The organism is Eisenbergiella porci, from assembly GCF_009696275.1.
Taxonomy (GTDB): domain Bacteria; phylum Bacillota; class Clostridia; order Lachnospirales; family Lachnospiraceae; genus Eisenbergiella; species Eisenbergiella porci.
The window spans coordinates 99,321-121,974 of sequence record NZ_VUMI01000013.1 but is presented as its reverse complement, the minus strand read 5'-3'; the positions used below and the strand labels follow the sequence as shown (position 1 = coordinate 121,974).

Here is a 22,654-nt window from a genome sequence, read left to right as displayed (position 1 = left end):
CTATGGGACATACAGTGCATGACTGCACCTGTAATAACGGCGCCAGCCAGCAGGACGTGCTCAAGCGGATAGTGGCGGCCTGTAATGCCCATGAGGTGGATCTGGATGTATCTATCCATTTCAATGCTGGCGCACAAGGCCAGCCAGATGGGAAAACAACGGGAACGGAAGTATTGGTGTATGACAATGCTTCACCGGCGGTCCCCTGGGCGCAGCAGATTGCGGATAACATAGCGGCGCTGGGGTATCGCAATCGCGGCATTAAGGAGCGGCCGGGACTATACGTGCTCAAGCATACCAAAGCGCCGGCACTGCTGATTGAGTGCTGTTTTGTGGATGATCCGGACGATGTGGCGATATACAATGCTGACCGTATGGCTGCGGCTATTGTAGCTGGGATAACCGGACAAGCTACGGAGACCACGGCAGATGCGGCGAGGCTGGCGGCAATGAGCCGTGAAGAGTTTGTGGAGTACATCGGCCAACTGGCGGCCGTGGATATGCAGACATCCGGTATTCTGGCAAGCGTCACGGCGGCACAGTCCATTCTGGAGTCAGGCTACGGGAAATCAGAATTGGCCTTGAATGCCCTGAACCTGGGCGGCATGAAAGCGGAATTATCCGGCAATACATGGTCCTCTGCCTGGGACGGCCGTACCTATATCAAGGATACGGCGGAGCAGCGGGAGGACGGCAGCTATTACACTGTTACGGCGGCCTTCCGGGCTTATCCATCGGTGGCGGCATACTTAGCTGACCATTCCGCTTATCTGGCCGGGGCAAGGGCGGGAAGTGACCTGCGGTATGCTGGTGTAGTTGGTTGCAGAGATTACCGACAAGCATTCCAGATTCTGAAAGATGGCGGATATGCATCATCCTTGGATTATGTAAACAAGCTCTGCGCAGTGGTAGAGCGCTGGAACCTTACCCGGTTTGACGGCGCTGCATCTCAGGAACCGGATGGCAGCCTGTGGGCCAATATCGCAGGACTGTCTTATACCTGGACGGAAGCATCTAATTTTGGACAGATGCTGGCTCAGAGCGGGATACGGACGGAGCTCCGGCGAGTAAACATATTGGAATGACGTGCGATGCTACACAATTAAAATAAAAGAGGGGATGTTTCCCCTCTTTTTTATGTAGATTAATCATCCTTTTCAGAAATTGATTTAGATGTTTTGGTATGTGCACTACGTGTACCTTTAATAAAAGTAGCAATAACCGAACTTATTCCAGCCATTCCAAGTATTGAACCAGATATTGCACCACTATTTTCAGGGACAAGAATAACAATAATTATAGCCGCAATTATACAACTTGCACCTAGAAAAAAAGCGAATAAAATGCCTAATAGACTATCTCTTGATTCTATATCTATTATTTTCTTTTCCATACTCTGACGATGTTTTGCCTGATTTTCAGCCATTGATAATATTCTGTCTGCTGAACCAGGAACAATATCCTCATATCCCTTCATGATACTGGGAGGAGGCAGCGGTCCACTAAATTCACTCATTACACTGGTTACAACTTGGCGAACCTGCTCTCTTTGTTCCTCCTCCATTTCAGCATCTACTTGAAGGCTGGCTTCCGGTTTAATATCAGCTGCGGGCTTGCTTAAAACTTCCTGTGCCTTTTCGGATTGCGTTTCCGACATTTTCCCAATCACTCCTTAGTGCATCATAGTCTTTTTGCTTATTACCAGAAAGATCCGGCCATGTTTTTCCAACACCACCTAAATCTAGAACTTTGACATACCCATCAAGGAAATTTTTGCTTATTTTGATTTTCATATAATCACTCCTTTACAAGCATCGTTTCCATAAATAATACACATGTTACTAAAATGCATATTATTTTGTATTCTTATTATAACCCATCATATGTAAAAATCAATGAATAGTGTATTAATTTTTTTTTCTATTTATTAAAATTTTTAACAATTTATATGTTTTTGTCTGCATATGGCGATATATGCTGATTTTTGCAAAAAAGTAGTTTGGTGTTGTATAAGTAACCAGACAGGGCGTAGCCACTCTGGGTGTCCCCCAATACCTGGGGCGGTTGTTTATTTAAAAGCTTTTCTTTATGTGTACGGCCTGCGGGAGGGATACCTGCAGGCCAATTTTATTACCACTTCTTTTGTAATCAGATAACATTTTAAGGTCATAAGTGTGCAGTTGGAGGTCATATCGACAAAACGTTATACAAATTAAACAAAATTGATGTTTGATTAGTAATATAACCATATTTTACCAATGACTTATTGTAAATATTTCATTATAATCTGTTTATAAATATAACATATATGTAGTATTTGTTTAAAAAAGTGTAATATAGTATATTTATACGTGTTCATAAAATGTTAACATTTATAAATTCCCACTGATAAACTGCAATTTATTTAGTCTTGTCATTTTAGCTGTGATATGTGCTAGGATGCGCTAAGACTTCCTAGGACAATTTTCCCTTAAAATTGCTGGTGAAATAAAGCAAAATTTAACGAGTAAATTGTCGATAAGTGCCGAATTATAGGGGGTTGTGCTGGTTAATTTAATGTGATATTGTGCTTTTATACAGATACTTGCAAGTAATTAAGATTTAAAGTTTAGAAGTTTAGTATTGTACTAAATAGGTAAATGAAGTAAAATAAAAGCAAACATACGTTCGATATATATAGGAGGTACATATTATGGGTGCAAACTATGATACTACAGAAGAGATGTCAAACGAAGAATATAAAACTGAAATAAAATCTATCATCGATGTATTACTTAAGCAGGTAAATGACAATTATTTATTAAAGTATTGGTATATATTTTTAAGAGAGAAAGAACGAATGCATACATCATAATATCGTGTTGCATTTCGTGTTGTATGACATTGTAATTCACTACAAAACAGTGCGTTACAATGCGGTTTAATGCAAACGATTGCAACGTTACATCCCGTATTTACGCCATTCCCCGTAAATACGGGATGTGTTTCTACCTATTATAATGGGTTCGAATCCCCCGTGCTTCATTTTTTGATCTCAGTTATGATTACTGAGGTCTTTTTTTATATGTGAAACTTTTGATGGAACTTTGCAAGTGCAGAAAAGTGTTATATAATTTAAAGTAATTGCGAAGAAAAGGGGGAATTCATTTATGGGAAGACGGGATAAGGTAAACTATTATCTGGATTTGGCGGAGGTTGTATCACAGAGGTGTACCTGTATCAGAAGACATTATGGGGCGGTTATCGTAAAAAATGATGAGGTGATATCAACCGGGTATGTGGGGGCACCCAGAGGAAGGAAGAATTGCTCCGATATAGGAGAATGTATACGGACTAAGATGAAGATACCGAGAGGCGAGAGGTATGAGCTGTGCAGGAGTGTTCATGCTGAGGCCAATGCCATAATCAGCGCCTCGAGGGATGAAATGATCGGAAGTAGTTTATATCTGGTGGGAATTGAAGTGGACAGCGGTTCTTATATTGAAAATTCGTGCTGTTGTTCTATGTGTAAGCGTTTGGTGATTAATGCAGGTATTGAAAAGGTATATTTAAGGGATACAAAGGACGAATTTCGAGAGGTTATGGTGAGCGAATGGATAGAGAATGATGAGTCTTTAACAGGAGCTTTTGGGTACTGATTTTGAGTTTATTAACGATGTGAGAAATAGTGGTGCAATATTTGGTGTAATCCAGGGGGGGAGCAAAATGGTACAGGTAGCATTTTATGATCGGGCAGAGGATTCGGTATATAAATTTGCAGTAATAGGGGCGAAAAAGGACGGCAAATGGGTTTTATGCAGACACGGAAAACGGAATACATGGGAATGTCCCGGCGGCCATAGAGAAGCTGGGGAAAGGATTGAAGATACGGCAAAAAGAGAATTGTTTGAAGAGACAGGAGCGGAGACGTATGTGCTGCATCCGGTGTGTGCTTACTCATGTATGAGAAATGGAGGAGAAGCGAGCTTCGGTATGTTGTATTTTGCGCAGATCGAGAGTCTGGGCATTCTGCCGGATTATGAGATTGCAGAGGTGAAGTGCTTTGATGAGCTTCCGAAAGAGAGGGAGTTTTGGACGTATCCTGATATTCAGCCGTATTTAATTGAAAAATTGGACAGCTTTATTGAGGAAGGGCTTGCAAAAGAACAAAAATGAAAAAGATTATATCTATATATTTGAAGCCTTATTATGGTCGAATGGGAATTGGGTTTGCGATTAAGTTTATTGGATCAGTTATGGACTTGTGCATCCCTTGGGTACTGGCATATGTAATTGACAATGTAATTCCGGCGGGGAGCCTGAAGCAGATTTATTTATGGGGCGGGGTTATGGTTTTCTGTTCCTTGCTGGCGGTGGCTTTTAATATTATTGCGAACAGGATGGCATCCAGGGTGGCCAGTGAGGCGACTCAGATTATAAGGCATGATTTATTTGCCAGAACAATGTACCTTTCTGACAGGCAGACAGATTCTTTTACAAAGCCGTCATTGATATCCAGGCTGACGACAGATACCTATAATGTGAATCAGATGATAGGCAGAATCCAGAGACTGGGTGTAAGGGCGCCGATTCTGCTTGTGGGGGGTATTATTTTTACTATGGCGTTGGATCCGGTGCTGGCTTCGGTGCTTTTACTGGTAATACCGATATTGGCTTTTGTTATGACGGCGGTTTCCAGGAAGGGAATGCCTTTATATCGGAAGCTGCAGGAAGCGGCGGATAAGTTTGTGTGTCTGGTGAGGGAGGATATTGCGGGAATCCGTGTAATTAAGGCACTTTCAAAGATGGATTATGAGAAAAATAAGTTTGATGGCGTCAATCAGATGGTTATTACCTGCGAACGGAACGCTGAGCAGACAATGGCAGTGCTGAACCCCGCAATGAACATGCTTCTGAATCTGGGTCTTGTCGGAGTGATTTTGGCAGGGGCTTACAGAGTAAATGCGGGAACGTCTGAGGTTGGAAAAATATTGGCGTTTATGACCTATTTCACCATTATTTTGAATGCGATGATGTCGATCTCCAGAATGTTTGTCATTATAAATAAGGCGGTGGCATCCGGAGCCAGAATACAGCAAGTATTAGACTGCGAAGATGATATGGTTACTGTGACGGAAGGTATGAAGGCAGCTTCTGTTAATGAAACGGAGGCCGGGAATAAAGGAATTGTATTTGACAGGGTTACCTTTTCCTATAATAAAACGGAAGCAAACCTGAAGAACCTCTCCTTTTCGGTGAAAAAAGGGGAAATGCTTGGGGTTATTGGGGCAACGGGCTCGGGAAAAACTACGTTGGCGGCACTTCTGATGCGGCTGGTTGATGTGGATGAGGGAAGAATCCTGATTGATGGGCGGGATGTGCGAAGTTTTGAAAAAAAGGAGCTGAGAGAGAAGTTCGGGGTAGTGTTCCAGAATGATACTATTTTTGAGGACTCCATTTTTGAAAATGTTAGGATGGGGCGGAAGCTGAATGAGGAGGATATTGAGAAGGCACTTGTATATGCGCAGGCAGATGAGTTTACCAGGGAGAAGGAGCAGAGTGAGGGCGCTATGCTTGACATTAAGGGGGCTAATCTGAGCGGCGGACAGAAGCAGCGTATTCTGATTGCCAGGGCACTGGCGGCACATCCGGATTTTCTGGTATTGGATGATTCCTCCAGTGCGTTGGACTACAGGACAGACAGCAGACTGCGCAGGCAGCTGAAGGAGCATTTCAGGGATACTACGACTATTATGATAGCTCAGAGAATCAGTTCGGTGATGCATGCAGATCATATTCTGGTGCTGGAGGACGGGGAAATGATAGGATATGGAACGCATGAGGAACTGATGGAAAGCTGTGAAATCTATCAGGAGATAATTCGTTCACAGACCGGAGCAGATTACAAATCTGGAACGGAATACGGAGCCGGAGCGGATCACAGACTTGGAGTGGAATACGGACATGGAGAGGAGGGGGAAAGAGGAGGTTATGAAAAAAGAAAAGGGGAAGGCAGGTACGCTGATCCGTCTGGGGGGTTATCTGCTTCACTATAAATGGTATCTGGCTGCGGCATTGGTGCTTACGGTGGGAAGCAATCTTTTTGCCTTGATTGGGCCGATGCTTTCCGGGTATGCAGTAGATGCGATTGAACCGGGGCCGGGAAAGGTAAATTTTGGAAGGGTTTTTTATTTTGCGGCCTGGATGGCGGGATTTTATGTGGTTTCTTCAATTTTTTCCTATATGCTGCAGGTGCTGATGATTGCCATAAGCCGGAAGGTGGTTTATCGGATGAGGAAGGATGTGTTTGAGAAGCTGCTTTCACTCCCGGTGGGGTATTTTGATGTGCATCAGAGCGGGGATATCATCAGCCGGATTTCCTATGATATAGATACGGTAAATGTATCGCTTTCAGATGATGTGGTACAGCTGCTGACGACGGTGATAACGGTGAGCGGCGCTTTTGTTATGATGGTTTTGATTTCACCAAGGCTGGTGCTGGTATTTGCGTTTACGCTGCCGCTGTCGGTTTGTATTACCAGGTATCTGACGGGGAAAACCAGGCCTCTTTTCCGGGAGAGATCCGCAAAGCTGGGAGCGTTGAACGGTTTTGTAGAGGAAATGGTATCCGGGCAGAAGACGCTGAAGGCGTACTGTCAGGAGGAAAATACGATTGATCGGTTTGAGGAAAGAAATGAAAATGCCATGAAGGCATATTACAGGGCGGAATATTACGGTAGTATTGTAGGGCCGATGGTGAATTTTGTGAATAATCTTTCGCTTTCTCTGATTAGCGTGTTTGGTGCGGTGCTTTATCTGTTCGGGCAGATGAGTATTGGCAATATTTCCTCCTTTGTGCTGTATTCTAGGAAGTTTTCAGGGCCAATCAATGAGGCGGCGAATATCATCAGTGATTTGCAGTCCTCCATTGCTGCTGCGGAGCGGATTTTCCGGCTGCTGGATGAAGAGGAGGAGCCGGCGGACAGTCCGGGCTGTGTGGATCTGAAGGATGCACAAGGGGATGTGGAGCTGTCCCATGTAAAATTTGGTTACAATTGTGTTAAAACTATTATCCATGACTTGAGTTTTCATGTAAAACCCGGTAAAATGGTAGCGGTTGTGGGGCCGACGGGCGCAGGAAAGACAACGTTAATCAATTTGCTGATGCGGTTTTATGATATTCAGAGTGGGAATATCAGTGTGGATGGGACGGATATTTCAGGAATAACGAGAGCGAGCCTGAGGCAGTCTTATGCTATGGTTCTGCAGGATACCTGGCTGTTCCAGGGAAGCATTTATGAAAATCTGGCTTATGGGAGCCTTAGCGGCATGGAGCAGGGAGCCATAGAGGAAAAGGTCAGGGAAGCGGCTGCTGCTGCGGGAATTGATGGTTTTATACGCAGGCTTCCTCAGGGCTATGATACGATACTGACCGATGAAGGGACGAATATTTCCAAAGGGCAGAAGCAGCTGCTGACGATTGCGCGGGCGATGCTTCTTCCGGCCAGGATGCTTATATTGGATGAGGCGACTTCCAACGTGGATACCCGTACCGAAATGAAAATCCAGGAGGCGATGCGCAGGCTGATGGAGGGGAAAACCTGTTTTATTATCGCCCACAGATTATCTACGATACGGAATGCCGACATAATTCTTGTGGTGAATGACGGAGACGTGGTTCAGCAGGGGACTCATGATGAGCTGATATGTCAGGAGGGCCTGTACAGACAGATGTACCTGGCACAGTTTGAGTAAGGGACCTGTGTTGGCTTCGGATGGTAACCGGGTTGCAGGCAGAAGTCTGGCTATCCGGGCTGTTGCGATTTTACCTGTATTTCTCAACCGATACATTATTTATCTATTTTTCTTTTGACGGATAAGTGATACAATAGGGGAGAGAGATTATACGAAGGAATTTGTCGGATGAATAAAAGAAAAATGAATGACACGCAGGTTGAAAGAGGGGGGACTGCATACGGAAGGGCAATGATTGCCGTGGGAATAACTGCGGCGGTGCTTGCTCTTGCTTATCTTGCAGGCGCCTTCTTTTTTGCTGGGCATTATTACTGGAGGACACAGATAGATGGGACGGATTACAGCTTTCGTTCCAAAGAGCAGGTGCGGGAGGAGATTCTGAATCCTTCCGTTGCTTATGAGCTGCAGATTTATGGCCGTGAGGATATGCAGGATATTGTAAAGCCGGATCAGGTGGGGATGACCTATGTTTATGATAATACGCTGGATCGGATCAATGCACAGCTTACAGGGCTGAAGTGGCCGATGATGTTTTTTGGAGGGAGAGATTTTGAGCTTCCCAAGGCGGTGACGTACAGTGACGATGCATTGGCGGAGCGGCTGAGTGAGACGGTGTTTTTTAAGAAGGCCAATATCCACCCTCCGGAGGATGCGTACATAAGCGGTTATATTGAGGGCAGGGGATATGAAATTGTTCCTGAGTATCCGGGTACCGTGGCGGATTTTGACCGGGTGAAGGATGCGGTGGCAGAGGCGCTTGAAAGGCTTCAGGAAACATTGGATCTGGATGCGGGCGGTTTTTACCAGAATGCGGCAGTGAAGTCGGATGATAAGGCTTTGAGGAAAGCGCTTGAGAAGGCAAACCGGTATGTGGGCGCTGTCATAACTTATGATTGGAACGGCGAAAGGGAAGTGGTTGATGGGAGTGTGATCAGCCAGTGGATTACGATTACGGATGACGATGTGATGCTGGATGAAGAAGCGGCCCGGGAGTATGTGAACGGTCTGGCCAGAAAACATGATACTTATGGCAGGGATCGTAATTTTACCACGACAATGGGGAATACTATTCTGCTGAAGAGCGGTTCTTACGGCTGGTGGACGGACCGGGCGGGAGAGACGGCCGCGCTTCTTGAGTCTGTCAGGAAAGGCGAGCAGGTGGAGAAGGAGCCTCTTTATTTTGCCAGAGGTTATGCCACCGGGGCGCCGGGAGAAGATATTGGGGCTTCCTATGTGGAAATTGATATGGGAAACCAGCATTTATATCTTTATATGAACGGGGAGCTGATTCTGGAAAGTGATTTCGTGTCCGGGAATATTTCCAGGGGATACGGCACGCCGGCCGGTGTTTTCGGGTTGACCTACAAGGAGAGGAATGCCACGCTGACCGGTGAGAATTATGCGTCGCATGTGGATTACTGGATGCCTTTTAACGGGAATATCGGTATGCACGATGCATCCTGGAGAGGAAGCTTCGGCGGAGATATTTATATGAGGAACGGTTCTCATGGGTGTATCAATCTGCCGCGTGATAAGGCGGAGGAAATTTACGGATATATGGAACGGAATTTTCCGGTAATCTGTTATTATTAAGTAACTTTGAAAGTGTTGGACAGTTAGATTATTAACTGCAAAATGTCAGATGGAATCACAGCGGTTCAGTTGTCTGAACTATTACAGGAAATTGGTTTGGGGGACAAATCATGAGAAATAAGGAATTGACGCCCAGGCAGCGGGAAAAACAGGAGCGCCGGATCGCAAGGCGCAGGAAATTTATGGAGAGAATTGCTGAAAATGGAGGGGATATTTTGCGGTCCGATAATTTTAAGAGTACGCGCAGAAGTATCCAGCACGGGACTATTTCCGTGCACAGCCATTGCATCAGCGTGGCGGGCTGCAGCCTGGCAATTCACGAAAAACTGGAGAAAATGGGGATAAAGAGCGAGGAAAAGGATATTATCAGAGGAGCGCTGCTTCACGATTATTTCCTTTATGACTGGCATCATCATAAGCATGACAGGGGACTGTGGAATATGCATGGCTTCAGCCATCCCAGGACGGCGCTGAAAAATGCCGGAAGGGAGTACCGGCTATCTCCCAGGGAGCAGGATATTATCAAGAAGCATATGTGGCCGCTTACCATTGTTCCGCCTTTATGCAGAGAGGCATGGATCGTGACGGCGGCGGATAAGTACTGTTCATTTCTGGAAACGGTGGAGCCACGGCTGAAGGCTGTGAAGCATTTGGGCAGGCATTGGACGACACTCCCCCGCAGAAGCGGTGGCGAAGAAAAGGAGCCAAAGACGCAGGAAAACGGGGAGCTGGCAGCGGAAGAAATAAAGGCGGCAGAAAAATAAAACCGATGGCATGCAGGAGGCAAATGGAAGGATTACTTGCAAGATTAACTGAATACGGGGCTTCTCAGTATTATCCCTTTCATATGCCCGGGCATAAAAGGAACATGCCGGAGGAGATTGGGGCGCTGCAAGGAATTGCGGGGCTGGATATTACGGAAATAGAGGGTTTTGATGATCTGCATGCGCCGGACGGGATTCTGAAGGAGGCGCAGGAAAAGGCGGCGGTTGTCTTCGGCGCGGAGGAAACTTTTTTTCTGGTAAATGGTTCTACGGCGGGGATCCTTACCGCGGTTTCGGCGGCGGCGCCAAGAGGCAGCAGGATTATCATGGCGCGGAACTGCCATAAATCCGTGTATCATGCCTGCTTCCTGCGGGAGCTGGAGCCTGTTTTTCTTTATCCGGGGACGGTGCCGGATTACGGGATAGCGGACTGTATCCTGCCGGAGCAGGTGGAAGCGGCCCTGAGGGAGTATCCGGAGGCAAAGGCGGTGGTGCTCACCTCCCCTACCTATGACGGGGTAGTTTCAGATATTGAAAAAATTGCGGAAATTGTCCACCGGGCGGGGGGCATTTTGATTGTGGATGGAGCGCATGGGGCGCATTTTGGATTTGATCTGTTTTTTCCGGAGAGTCCGGTGCGTCAGGGAGCGGATCTGGTTATTCAGAGTCTTCATAAGACGCTTCCTGCTCTGACCCAGACAGCGCTTCTGCATGTTAACGGGACACGTGTGGACAGAAGCGTTGTGCGGGAGTATGAACGGATTTATCAGACCAGCAGTCCGTCCTATCTGCTGATGGGCAGTATGGATGCCTGTGTGAGGCTCCTGGAGGAGGGAGCGTGCTGGGACGGTTTTTCACAGCGGATGGCGCGTTTTTACGGGAAAACGGAAGAATTAAAGCATCTCAGGCTGATGAACAGGGATATTCTGGCAAAAGGCTGTATGAAAGCTTTTGATGCGGGAAAACTGCTGATATCTGTAAAGAATACAAAAATTACGGGAAATACGCTTTACAAAGAGCTTCTGAACCGTTATTATCTTCAAATGGAGATGGCTTGCGATACTTATGTGACCGCCATAGTGACTCCCTGGGACAGGGAGGAGGGCTTAAGGCGGCTTGCGGATGCTCTGCTGGAAATTGATAAAGGCCTGGAGACGCAGGACTGCCCGCAGCAGCCGAAGCCGTATCCGGTGCTTGAGATGTCGGTGCCGCTTTACCGGGCGCTGACGGCAGAGAAGCACTCCTGTCCGCTTGGTATGGCGGCGGGAAAGACAGCAGGAACTTATGTGAACCTTTATCCGCCGGGAATTCCTCTGGTAGTTCCGGGAGAGGTAATAACGGAGGAGGTCATTAAGTTAATAGAGACGTACGTGAGGCAGAGGCTGAACGTACAGGGGGTGGAGACCGCGGAAACAGGAGTGGGGTTGACCGGAGACTGTACAATAACAATACTTAATTGACAGGTGTCTGAAGCACCGGAAGGAGTTAATATGAGAAAAACCAAAATTATCTGCACCATCGGACCGGCTTCCCAAAGTGAGGAAAAACTGAGAGAGCTTATGCTGGCAGGCATGAATGTGGCCCGTTTTAATTTTTCGCATGGAGATCATGAAGAACAGCACGGAAAATATGACAGAATGCGCAAGGTGAGCAAGGAACTGAATCTTCCTATTGCGGCGCTGCTGGATACCAAGGGACCGGAAATCCGTCTGAGGGATTTTGAAGGCGGCAAGGTTTATCTGGAGGCCGGACAGAAATTCACCCTGACCACCAGGGAAGTGATGGGAACGGAAAAAATGGCTTCCATTACCTATAAGGAGCTGATTAATGATATCGGTGTGGGAACCACGATTCTCATCGACGACGGCCTGATTGAGATGACGGTGGAAGAAATTACGGATACCGATATTATCTGTCATGTTGTAAACGGCGGACCTGTTTCCAATCACAAGGGCGTGAATGTGCCGGGCGCGGAGCTTTCCATGCCTTATATCAGCGAAAGTGACAGGAATGATATCTTGTTCGGTATTGAACTGGGATTCGATATTATTGCGGCATCTTTTGTGCGTAATAAAGATGACGTGCTGGAGGTACGCCGGATTCTGGATGAGCACAATTCCAAGATGATGATCGTTGCTAAAATTGAGAATATGCAAGGTATCAAGAATCTGGATGAAATTATTGATGTATCCGATGGTATTATGGTTGCCAGAGGAGATATGGGTGTTGAAGTTCCGCTGGAAGAGGTTCCCGTGCTTCAGAAGCAGATCATTAAAAAGGCGGTTGCCAAAGGAAAACAGGTAATAACGGCAACACAGATGCTGGAGTCCATGATTCACAATCCCCGTCCCACCAGAGCGGAGACCACGGATATTGCCAATGCTATTTATGACGGGACCACAGCTATCATGCTTTCCGGGAAAAGCGCACAGGGGCAGTATCCTGTGGAGGCCGTACAGACCATGGCGCGCATTGCGGAGAGGACCGAGGAGGATATCGACTTCGCCGGCCGTCTGAAAAAACGCGAACTGCCCGGCGACGGCAATATTACTACGGCGATTTCCCATGCAACCTGCACGATGGCGGCGGATTTGGATGTTAAGGGAATTATCTGCGTAACCATGTCAGGCTTTACTGCCAGCATGATTTCACGGTTTAAGCCCAGCTGCCCGATTTTCGGCTGCACGGTGAAGAGGCTGGTATGGCGTCAGCTGAACCTGCAGTGGGGTGTAATGCCGCTGCTGATCCAGGAGGAGAATACGGCGGAGGATCTGTTCCATGCGGCTATTGACGCTGCTGTGGAGGCTGGTTATATTCAAAAAGGGGATAAGGTTATCATTACGGCGGGAATGCCTCTGGGAATTTCCGGAAAGACCAATCAGTTGCGGGTAGTTGAGGTATAACAGGCGGCTGCGGTATCATGTAAAGAGCCGCACAGTAGGAGACAGCCGCCTGGAAACAGACGGCAGGAGAGAAGGAAACGGCCGCCTGGGAAGAGCGGCGCTTAGGGGTAAGCGGCAGTAATAATTTAAATTTCAGTATTTTTAAATTGGGGTCAGAACGGGGGTATTACGAATGAAAAAATATGTGATGGCGCTTGATCAGGGAACGACCAGTTCCCGCTGTATTCTGTTTGACAAATCAGGGCATATGCGCTCTGTAGTGCAGAGGGAGTTCACCCAGATATATCCGAAACCGGGCTGGGTGGAGCATGACCCTCTGGAAATCTGGTCCTCCCAGCTGAGTGTGGCTGTGGAGGCCATGGGAAAAATCGGCGCGGCGATTGAGGATATCGCGGCGATAGGTATTACCAACCAGAGGGAGACTACCGTCTGCTTCAGTAAAAAAACGGGAAAACCGGTGTACAATGCCATCTGCTGGCAGTGCCGCAGGACGGCGGATATTATCAAACAGCTGAAGGAGGATGGCTTTGACAGCATCATCAGGGAGCGGACCGGGCTGGTGCCGGATGCCTATTTTTCCGGTACCAAGATCAAGTGGATCCTGGATAATGTGGAGGGCGCCAGGGAAATGGCGGAGTCGGGCGAGCTGCTGTTCGGCACGGTGGACACCTGGCTTATCTGGAACCTGACCAAGGGAAAGGTTTTTGTAACGGATTACACCAATGCTTCCCGTACCATGCTTTTTGACATTCATAAGAGAGAATGGGATGAGGATATTCTGAACCGTCTGGGAATCCCCAGATCCATGCTGCCCCAGGTGAAGCCGTCCAGCTGTATTTACGGCTATACGGATGAATCGGTCATCGGCGGAGTGATTCCCATTGCGGGCGCGGCGGGAGATCAGCAGGCGGCGCTGTTCGGACAGTGCTGCTTTGAGGCCGGGGAAGCGAAGAATACATATGGTACGGGCTGTTTCCTCCTGATGAATACGGGGGATAAGGCAGTGGCCTCCCAAAATGGGCTGCTGACCACGATTGCGGCCAGCACAGAGGGGGAAATCCGCTATGCGCTGGAAGGAAGCGTGTTCGTGGCGGGAGCGGCCATACAGTGGCTGCGCGATGAACTGCGTATGATCAAAAATGCGCCGCAGTCCCAGGAGTATGCGCAGGATGTGGAGGATACCAACGGGGTATATGTGGTGCCGGCCTTTACCGGGCTGGGCGCGCCTTATTGGAATCCTTACGCCAGGGGAACCATTGTGGGGCTCACCCGCGGGGCGAGGAAGGAGCATTTTATCCGTGCCACGCTGGAATCCCTTGCCTACCAGACGCAGGATGTGCTGGAAGCCATGGAAAAGGATTCGGGCATCACGCTTAAGAACCTGCGTGTGGACGGCGGCGCAAGCGCCAATGATTTCCTGATGCAGTTCCAGGCGGATATTATGAATAAAGAGGTGCTCAGGCCTGAGTGCATTGAAACCACAGCGCTGGGAGCGGCTTATCTGGCGGGAATCGCCACTGGTTTCTGGAAGGATAAGGAGGATATCAGGAAAAACTGGTTCCTGGAAAAAACCTTCCTTCCGTTCATGACGCAGGAAATGCGGCAGGAGAAGCTGAAAGGCTGGAAACGCGCCGTCCGGTGTGCGATTGCCTATGCTAAGGAGGAAGACTGACAAACGTTTGCAGTCAGAAACAGATGGGAAAAATATTTTATATTGCAGGAAAGAGCTCTTCCGGTAAAGACACCATTTACCGGAGGCTTCTGGACTGTACGGATTTGCGGCTGGAAACGCTGGTTCCCTATACGACGCGGCCCATACGGGACGGTGAGGAGAACGGAAGGGAATATTTTTTTACGGGTGAGGCGGAGCTTGAAAGGCTGCGCGCAGAAGGAAAGATAATTGAGGAAAGAATGTACAGCACCTTTTATGGGCCGTGGTATTATTTTACGGTGGATGATGGGCAGCTGGATTTGGAAAAACAAGATTATTTGCTGATTGGGACGCTGGAGTCCTATAGGGCGGTGAAACGGTTTGTGGGGAAGGAAAAAATCGTGCCCATCTATATTGAGGTGGAAGACGGGGAACGCCTGCAGAGGGCGCTGGACCGGGAAAAAAAGCAGGAAAATCCCAGGTATGAGGAAATGTGCAGGCGTTTTCTTGCGGATTCTGAGGATTTCAGTGAAGAACGAATAGCTGAAGCGGGGATTGACAGAAGATTCTATAATGGTGAGATGGAGACGTGCCTGAAGGAGGTTATGGATTATATCAGGCAGGCGCGCAGGGTACAGTCGGGAGACGGAGTGCGGTAAGGCACGGCGTACCCGTGGGAAAGCGAGGGAGTTATGGCAGGTTTTCAGGATATTTACGGGCAGGAGGCTATGAAGGAGCACCTGCAGAACGCAATCAGGCTGGGCAAGGTATCCCATGCATATATTATTAATGGAGAAAGGAACTCCGGCAAGGAGTTCATCGCCAGGATTTTTGCCAGGACTCTTCAGTGTGAAAGGGGCGGGATTGAGCCGTGCGGGGAATGCCATTCCTGCAAACAGGCGGAGAGCGGCAACCAGCCGGATATCATCCGTGTGACCCACGAAAAGCCGAACAGCATCGGCGTGGAGGATATCCGAAGCCAGGTAAATAATGATATTGTCATCAAGCCCTATTCCAGCCCCTATAAGATATATATTATCAATGAAGGGGAGAAGATGACGGTACAGGCGCAGAACGCGCTTTTAAAGACGCTGGAGGAGCCTCCGGCATATGGTGTAATCCTGATTCTGACAACGAATGTGGAGGCGCTGCTTCCCACGATTGTGAGCCGGTGCGTTGTGCTGAATATGAAGCCGGTGCGTGACGATATTGTGCGAAAGTTTCTGATGGAGGATCTGCAGATTCCGGATTATAAGGCAAATGTATGTGTGGCTTTTGCCAGGGGAAATATCGGACGTGCTAAAATGCTGGCTTCCAGCGAGGATTTTGATAATGTGAAGGAAGAGGCGGTAACGCTTTTAAAATATATTCGTGATATGGAGATTTCGGAAATTGTGGCCGCTATTAAGAAAATTTCCGAATATAAGCTGGATGTGACCGATTATCTGGATATTTTGTCCATCTGGTACAGGGATGTATTGCTTTTTAAGGCAACCAATGACGCAAATAACTTGATCTTTAAGGAAGAAATAAAGTATATTAGAAAGGAAGCGGATCAGAGAAGCTACGAAGGGATTGAAATAATCCTGGATGCGCTGGAAAAAGCGAAGTCCAGGCTTTCAGCCAATGTAAATTTTGATCTGACCATGGAGCTTCTGTTTCTGACGATGAAAGAGAATTAATGCAGAGGAAATCATGTTTCAGGATGCATTGGTTCGGATACGAAATGGCCGGCACGGGCCGGCGGGCGGATCGGGAAGGTGATCTGCCGGGCCATGAAATATGGCAGGAGGTTGATAGATGACTAGAGTGATAGGCGTAAGATTCCGTACGGCGGGCAAGATATATTATTTTGACCCGTCCAGGTTTGAAATAAAAAAGGGTGACCATGTGATTGTGGAAACGGCACGCGGCGTAGAGTACGGAACCGTAGTGGGCGGTATCCGCGAGGTGGAGGACAGCAAGGTGGTTCAGCCGCTCAAGCCGGTGCTGCGTATTGCCAACGAGAGGGACGATGAGCAGGAAGCGGCGAATAAGGTGAAGGAAAAGGATGCCTTCCGTATCTGCCAGGAGAAGATTGCCAAGCATGGCCTGGACATGAAGCTGATTGATGCGGAGTATACGTTTGACAACAATAAGGTGCTGTTTTATTTTACGGCGGACGGAAGAATAGATTTCAGGGAGCTGGTGAAGGATCTTGCCAGTGTTTTCAAGACCAGGATTGAACTGCGTCAGATTGGTGTAAGGGATGAAACCAAGATTCTCGGCGGCATCGGTATCTGCGGAAGGCAGCTGTGCTGTCATGCCCATCTGTCGGAATTCGTGCCGGTCTCCATTAAAATGGCGAAGGAACAGAATCTTTCTTTAAATCCCACGAAAATCTCCGGGGTTTGCGGCAGGCTGATGTGCTGTCTGAAGCATGAGGAGGAAACCTATGAGGATCTGAACCGAAGGCTTCCCAACCTGGGCGATTATGTGACCACGGATGACGGACTGAAGGGCGAGGTGTCCAGCGTCAATGTGCTTCGCCAGCTGGTAAAGGTTATCGTCAATGTGGAGGATGAGAAGGAAATCAGGGAATACCGTCTGGATCAGCTCCGCTTCAAGAGAAGGCACGGACGGAATAAGAAAAACGAGGTCAGCGAAAAAGAGCTGAAGGAATTGGAAAAACTGGAGAAGCAGGATGAAAAATCCAAACTGGAATAGCATCTCATTAAAGCCAGGGGAAAGGCTGGATGAGCTGCAGAGGAACGGCTATGTGATTATCCAGGACCAGGAACGGTTCTGTTTTGGTATGGATGCGGTGCTTCTTTCCGGCTTTGCCCGCGTAAAGGACGGGGGAAGCGTTCTGGATATGGGTACAGGGACAGGAATTATCCCGATTCTTCTTGAGGCCAAGACGAATGCCTCCCATCTGACCGGGCTGGAAATTCAGCCGGACAGTGCGGACATGGCCAGGCGCAGTGTGGCGCTGAACGGCCTGGAGGAGAAAATCTCCATTGTGGAAGGGGATATTAAAGAGGCAGCGGGTTTGTTTCCGGCTGCTTCTTTTGACGTTGTTACCTGCAATCCGCCTTATATGGTGGGAGGGCATGGGCTGACCAATCCGGAGGCGCCAAAGGCCATTGCCAGGCATGAGGTGAAATGCACCTTTGAGGATGTGGCCGCGCAGGCCGCGAAGCTGCTGAAGCCGGGCGGCAATTTTTTCCTGGTGCACAGGCCCTTCCGGCTGGCGGAAATCATCGTGACCCTGGCAAGGTACAGACTGGAGCCAAAACGTATGCAGCTGGTATATCCGTTTGCGGATAAGGAGCCGAATATGGTTTTGCTTGAGGCAAACCGGGGCGGCAGAAGCCGGCTGAAGGTGGAGAAGCCTCTGATTGTATACCGGGAGCCGGGGGTATATACGGATGAAATTTATGATATTTACGGGTATTGATGCAGGAGAATGGCAGCTGTAAGGCAACAGTTCAGGCAGGTCTGCGCATTTACTGCGCAGACCGTGAGAAAACGTAGTGGCAGCAGGCATCCTCCCCCCCTCGTCGCAGGCGACTTTTAATGGCGGATGCAGTAACAGTTCGGCCGAAGGCTGAATTGTTACGCTGTAAGGGATATGTGCCGTAAAAGCTATTGAAAATTATTACGGTATCGGTTATTATCTTAGTTTAGATAGATGGAAAACTGAGGTTTTAGGTTTAAACATATGTGATATCCGGGTTTTACGCAGCATTTTGCGCCGGAGATCCGGAAAGAACGGAAAATGAAGATAAGTAAAATATTCGCAGCCATATTGCTTTGTCTTCTTGTAATAGCGGCAACGAGCGCTTATCTGGCAGGCAGAAGCCGGGATGCGCAGGAAGTGGCGGCCATACAGGAGGGAACGGATGTTTCCGGGAATTCTGAGGACTTTGCGGAGACTGAGGGCGGCACCGAAGGGGAGGGCGACATTGATGTCCCTGAAACATCGGCGCAGGAAGCTGCGGAAACGGAGCAGACAGAGGAATACGGCGGAGAGCTGCCAATCGGTGACAGAGTAAAGGTCAAAGGGATCTATGTCACCGGAAATATGGCGGGAACCTCCAATATGGACAACCTGATATCCCTGGTGGACAGGACAGAGCTGAATACCATGGTGATAGATATTAAAAATGATGAAGGCCGTGTTGTTTATCAGATGGATTCACCTATGGTTTCAGAGCTTGGCTCCGCACAGAAGCTGGTGGCGGATATGCCGGCCCTGGTGAAGAAGTGCAGAGAGCACGGGATTTATCTGATTGGCCGGATTGTGGCGTTTAAAGACCCCTTCCTGGCGGAGAACTGCCCGGAGCTTGCGCTTCATAATCAGGACGGCAGTGTTTTCCGCGATAAGTCAGGACTTGCCTGGGTGAATCCCTACAGCCGTGAGGTATGGGAATACCTGATGGAAATTGCCGCACAGGCGGTGGCGGTGGGATTTGATGAAATACAGTTTGACTATATCCGCTTCTCTACGGACAGCGGTATGTCAAAGGTGGATTTCGGCCCGGAGGCAGCAGGCCGTGACAAGGAAGGGACGATTACCGAATTTACGGCGTATGCGGCGCAGGCGCTGCATCAGCTGGGAGTGCCGGTATCGGCGGATGTGTACGGCATCATCATTGACAGTGAGCTGGATGCGTCCATTGTAGGACAGGATTATTACGAGATGGCAAAGTATCTGGATTATATCAGCCCGATGGTCTATCCGTCCCATTACGGGCCGGGGAATCTGGGGCTGGCGGTGCCGGATGCACAGCCATATGAGACGATATACAGGAGTATGGGCGCTTCCAGAGAGGTCCTGGCGGGAATGCGTAAGGATGCAAACGGGCAGCAGGTGTCGGGCAATGATGCTTCTGCAGACGGGGAAGCGGCAGGCGGAGTATCTGCTGATGGCGAGGCGGGAGATGCCTCAGGAAACGGTATTGACGGAAATGAGACGCCTGCAAACGGTAATGCTGGGAATGCGGTTTCTGCAAATGAGATACCCGCAGATGAGATGCCTGGTAGTGGAACTTCCGGGAATGAGATTTCCGGAAATGAGATTTTAAGCCCACGGGACATGGAGCCGGCGGAGGAGATCCGGGCGGATGTCAGGCCCTGGCTGCAGGATTTTACCGCATCCTGGGTCCCCGGACATATCAAATATGGCCCGGAGGAAATCCGGGCGCAGATTCAGGCTGTGTATGACGCGGGCTATGAGGAATGGATACTCTGGAATGCCTCCAACCGGTATACAGAGGGAGGGCTGCTTCCCGCGGAGGAAGCGGAGAGTGCAGAGACTGCGCAGGCACCGGGAAATGCGGAGACGGCAGCAGGGCCGGCGGCGGAAAATCCGGCGGATTAAAGGCGTCGGGAGATAAGCGGCGTTTGGCAGAGCCGGACGGGAATGTGTTTTGCCCAGGCAAAGCTCACAGGAAAGGAAAGATATGGCAGGCACTTTATATTTATGTGCGACACCCATCGGAAATCTGAAGGACATGACGCCCCGTGTGTTGGAAACGCTGCGGGATGTGGATTTGATAGCCGCGGAGGATACAAGGAACAGTATCCGCCTGCTGAATCATTTTGATATCCGGACGCCGATGACCAGCTATCACGAATACAATAAAGTTGAAAAAGCATATGATTTGATAAACCAGCTGAATGCGGGAAAAGATATTGCGCTCATAACCGATGCAGGGACGCCGGCCATATCCGATCCGGGTGAGGTTTTGGTGAAGCTGTGTCAGGAGGCGGGCATTACTGTGACCTCACTTCCCGGACCGGCGGCCTGTATAACAGCTCTGACGCTTTCGGGCCTTCCGACGAGAAGATTCTGTTTCGAAGGCTTCCTGCCCTTTGATGATAAAAAAGAGAAAAAAGCCATCCTGGAGGAACTGAAAGAAGAATCCAGGACCATAATCCTTTATGAAGCGCCCCACCACCTGGTACGCACACTGTCCTGCCTCTACGAAGAACTGGGAAACAGAAAAGTTACCCTGTGCAGGGAGCTGACTAAAAAATTTGAAACAATAATGCCCACCACGCTGGAGGACGCCCTGCATTTTTACGAAACCAACGATCCCCGCGGAGAATACGTCCTGGTACTGGAGGGCAAGAGCCAAGAGGAAAAGGCCAGGGAAAAAGAAGCCTCCTTTGCGCAGATGTCCATGGAAGAGCATATGAGGTTCTATGAAGACCAGGGAATGGACCGTAAAGAAGCCATGAAACTGGTAGCTAAGGACAGAGGAATAAGCAAAAGGGATGTTTATCAGTATTTTATCAAAAATGAGGAAAGAAGTAGTTGACAAACAAAGGAACAGAGAATATACTTTGAATGTCAAACTTTTTTATAAAAACAAAAAAAGGAGATAACAAAATGTTAGAAAAAGTAATTGAGATTATTCAGGAGCAGTTAAATCTGGAGGGCGTTGCGATTACAGAGGATTCCTCTTTCAAGGATGATCTGGGAGCTGATTCTCTGGACCTTTTCGAACTGGTTATGGCAGTAGAAGAAGAATATGGTGTTGAAATTCCTGCAGAGGAACTGGAAAAACTGACAACGGTAGGTTCAGTTGTAGAATATCTGAAAGCACAGGGAATCGAAGCTTAATGAAGACAGCAGTCACGGAACTTCTCGGAATCGAGTATCCGATCATTCAGGGCGGCATGGCCTGGGTAGGAGAATACCATTTGGCCGCCGCCGTCTCTGAAGCAGGCGGACTGGGCATCATCGGCGCCGCCAGCGCGCCGGCAGACATTGTGAGGGAGCAGATCCGCAAAGCGCGGGAGCTTACCTCAAAGCCTATCGGGGTCAATGTCATGCTGCTCAATCCCAATGCAGACGAAGTGGCAAAGGTGATCGTGGAGGAAGGCGTGGAGGTGGTTACCACCGGCGCCGGAAGCCCTGCCAAATTCATGGAAATGTGGAAAGCCGTAGGCGTGAAGGTAATCCCTGTTGTCGCCAGTGTTGCCATGGCGAAGCTGATGGAACGCGCAGGAGCGGACGCGGTTGTTGCCGAAGGCATGGAAAGCGGAGGACATATCGGATCAGCCACTACCATGACGCTGGTTCCCCAGGTCGTGGATGCGGTGAATATCCCGGTAATAGCAGCCGGCGGCATCGCAGATGGCAGAGGCTTTGCAGCGGCATTTATGCTGGGGGCGCAGGGCGTGCAGATGGGCACCCGCTTCGTGGTGGCCAAAGAATCCATTGTCCACGACAACTATAAACAGAAGGTTATCAAAGCCAGGGACATTGATTCAGAAGTAACCGGAATGAGCACCGGACACCCGGTCCGCCAGATCCGCAACAAAATGACAAGGGAATACCTGAAGCTGGAAAAAGAAGGCGCTACCTTTGAAGAATTGGAATACCTGACCCTTGGTTCCCTCAGGAAAGCCGTCATGGAAGGCGACGTAGTAAACGGAACCCTCATGGCCGGCCAATGCGCAGGAATGGTCAACAAAGAACAAACCTGCCGCCAGATCATCCAGGAAATCATCCAGGAAGCCAGCGCCCTCCTGAATAAATAAGTTAAAAACAGACTTATTACAGTCCACTTATGATTTTGAGATTTTCCGACAAAGCTACCCTAAAAATAAAGCGGCCATACAGCCGCAATAATAAAGATACAAAAAAGGCTACCCGGCAAACATAACCGCAAAAGCCCTGCTTTTAAACAACTGACACCGGCAGTCTTTTTTTACAACTGAATATTTTGAAAATCAAATAAAAAGACTTTCAAAATAATACCGCAAATATTTTCCAACAACACCAACTTCTAATTATATTAAATTTACTACCATAACTTTAGCCATAAACATAGACAACAAACATAACATATCAGCCTGAATCTTTCATGGAATCATGTGGTTTGCAGACATCTTGGGGCGTATGCCTCTCTCGTATGTAGAGCACCGTCCCCTTGCCGGGCAGGGTTTGCTGTCAGGGTCGTTTAAAAACGCCGGTCCTTACGCCGCGTATTTTGCGGCGTTAGTACCGCTGC

At 48.6% G+C, this 22,654-nt stretch carries 21 protein-coding genes; 19 read left to right on the top strand and 2 right to left on the bottom strand.

Going from position 1 to position 22,654, the window contains the following annotated elements; translation table 11 throughout:
• On the top strand, positions 1–1,085 hold a 1,085-nt coding region (locus FYJ45_RS10155), incomplete at its 5' end, for a glucosaminidase domain-containing protein (RefSeq protein ID WP_195841765.1).
• A gap of 59 nt (positions 1,086–1,144) precedes the next feature.
• On the opposite strand, the gene FYJ45_RS10150 is transcribed toward FYJ45_RS10155, so the two are convergent.
• Positions 1,145–1,657 carry a DUF2335 domain-containing protein gene (locus FYJ45_RS10150; RefSeq protein WP_154464504.1) on the bottom strand — a complete coding sequence of 171 codons (513 nt, stop codon included), beginning with the start codon at positions 1,655–1,657 and terminating at the stop codon, positions 1,145–1,147.
• Positions 1,602–1,793, bottom strand: coding sequence for a hypothetical protein (locus FYJ45_RS10145; protein ID WP_146045242.1), 192 nt, complete (start codon positions 1,791–1,793; stop codon positions 1,602–1,604). The genes FYJ45_RS10150 and FYJ45_RS10145 overlap by 56 nt, the downstream gene beginning before the upstream one ends.
• Before the next feature lie 899 nt (positions 1,794–2,692).
• Here FYJ45_RS10145 and FYJ45_RS10140 point away from each other — a divergent pair.
• The 18 genes from FYJ45_RS10140 to fabK all read left to right on the top strand — a co-directional run bounded on the left by FYJ45_RS10140 (position 2,693) and on the right by fabK (position 22,181).
• The gene (locus FYJ45_RS10140) at positions 2,693–2,854 is read left to right on the top strand and encodes a hypothetical protein (protein WP_154464503.1); all 162 of its coding nucleotides are present in this window, start codon (positions 2,693–2,695) and stop codon (positions 2,852–2,854) included.
• A 295-nt stretch (positions 2,855–3,149) separates the two neighbouring features.
• Complete coding sequence (locus FYJ45_RS10135; protein ID WP_025487846.1) at positions 3,150–3,638, top strand: deoxycytidylate deaminase; 489 nt, start codon at positions 3,150–3,152, stop codon at positions 3,636–3,638.
• Between the two features lie 67 nt (positions 3,639–3,705).
• Complete coding sequence (locus FYJ45_RS10130; RefSeq protein WP_154464502.1) at positions 3,706–4,155, top strand: NUDIX hydrolase; 450 nt, start codon at positions 3,706–3,708, stop codon at positions 4,153–4,155.
• Positions 4,152–6,035, top strand: a complete 1,884-nt coding sequence (locus FYJ45_RS10125; RefSeq protein WP_154464501.1) for an ABC transporter ATP-binding protein — start codon at positions 4,152–4,154, stop codon at positions 6,033–6,035. The genes FYJ45_RS10130 and FYJ45_RS10125 overlap by 4 nt, the downstream gene beginning before the upstream one ends.
• Positions 5,971–7,734 carry an ABC transporter ATP-binding protein gene (locus FYJ45_RS10120; RefSeq protein WP_154464500.1) on the top strand — a complete coding sequence of 588 codons (1,764 nt, stop codon included), beginning with the start codon at positions 5,971–5,973 and terminating at the stop codon, positions 7,732–7,734. Before FYJ45_RS10125 ends, FYJ45_RS10120 begins: the two co-directional genes overlap by 65 nt.
• A gap of 168 nt (positions 7,735–7,902) precedes the next feature.
• Positions 7,903–9,327, top strand: coding sequence for a L,D-transpeptidase family protein (locus tag FYJ45_RS10115; RefSeq protein ID WP_154464499.1), 1,425 nt, complete (start codon positions 7,903–7,905; stop codon positions 9,325–9,327).
• Positions 9,328–9,437: 110 nt separating this feature from the next.
• A complete protein-coding gene (locus FYJ45_RS10110; protein WP_021637614.1) occupies positions 9,438–10,091 on the top strand; it encodes an HD domain-containing protein in 654 nt (217 codons plus the stop codon).
• A gap of 23 nt (positions 10,092–10,114) precedes the next feature.
• Positions 10,115–11,551, top strand: a complete 1,437-nt coding sequence (locus FYJ45_RS10105) for an aminotransferase class I/II-fold pyridoxal phosphate-dependent enzyme (protein ID WP_154464498.1) — start codon at positions 10,115–10,117, stop codon at positions 11,549–11,551.
• 30 nt (positions 11,552–11,581) lie between these two features.
• Positions 11,582–12,994 carry a pyruvate kinase gene (gene pyk, locus FYJ45_RS10100; protein ID WP_154464497.1) on the top strand — a complete coding sequence of 471 codons (1,413 nt, stop codon included), beginning with the start codon at positions 11,582–11,584 and terminating at the stop codon, positions 12,992–12,994.
• Positions 12,995–13,166: 172 nt separating this feature from the next.
• Positions 13,167–14,666 (top strand): glycerol kinase GlpK, encoded by a 1,500-nt coding sequence (glpK, locus tag FYJ45_RS10095; RefSeq protein ID WP_154464496.1) that lies wholly within the window; start codon positions 13,167–13,169, stop codon positions 14,664–14,666.
• Positions 14,667–14,689: 23 nt separating this feature from the next.
• Entirely contained in the window at positions 14,690–15,304 is a 615-nt protein-coding gene (locus tag FYJ45_RS10090; protein WP_154464495.1) for a nucleoside/nucleotide kinase family protein, read from the top strand.
• Between the two features lie 33 nt (positions 15,305–15,337).
• The gene (locus tag FYJ45_RS10085; protein WP_021637620.1) at positions 15,338–16,327 is read left to right on the top strand and encodes a DNA polymerase III subunit; all 990 of its coding nucleotides are present in this window, start codon (positions 15,338–15,340) and stop codon (positions 16,325–16,327) included.
• Positions 16,328–16,445: 118 nt separating this feature from the next.
• A complete protein-coding gene (locus FYJ45_RS10080; RefSeq protein ID WP_154464494.1) occupies positions 16,446–17,351 on the top strand; it encodes a PSP1 domain-containing protein in 906 nt (301 codons plus the stop codon).
• Complete coding sequence (locus FYJ45_RS10075) at positions 17,329–18,084, top strand: tRNA1(Val) (adenine(37)-N6)-methyltransferase (protein ID WP_021637623.1); 756 nt, start codon at positions 17,329–17,331, stop codon at positions 18,082–18,084. Before FYJ45_RS10080 ends, FYJ45_RS10075 begins: the two co-directional genes overlap by 23 nt.
• Positions 18,085–18,405: 321 nt before the next feature.
• Positions 18,406–20,010, top strand: a complete 1,605-nt coding sequence (locus FYJ45_RS10070; RefSeq protein WP_154464493.1) for a putative glycoside hydrolase — start codon at positions 18,406–18,408, stop codon at positions 20,008–20,010.
• A gap of 82 nt (positions 20,011–20,092) precedes the next feature.
• Positions 20,093–20,953 carry a 16S rRNA (cytidine(1402)-2'-O)-methyltransferase gene (gene rsmI, locus FYJ45_RS10065; protein ID WP_154464492.1) on the top strand — a complete coding sequence of 287 codons (861 nt, stop codon included), beginning with the start codon at positions 20,093–20,095 and terminating at the stop codon, positions 20,951–20,953.
• A gap of 71 nt (positions 20,954–21,024) precedes the next feature.
• Positions 21,025–21,258 (top strand): acyl carrier protein, encoded by a 234-nt coding sequence (acpP, locus tag FYJ45_RS10060; RefSeq protein ID WP_025487834.1) that lies wholly within the window; start codon positions 21,025–21,027, stop codon positions 21,256–21,258.
• Entirely contained in the window at positions 21,258–22,181 is a 924-nt protein-coding gene (fabK, locus tag FYJ45_RS10055) for an enoyl-[acyl-carrier-protein] reductase FabK (protein ID WP_154464491.1), read from the top strand. The genes acpP and fabK overlap by 1 nt, the downstream gene beginning before the upstream one ends.
• The last annotated feature ends 473 nt before the right edge of the window (positions 22,182–22,654 follow it).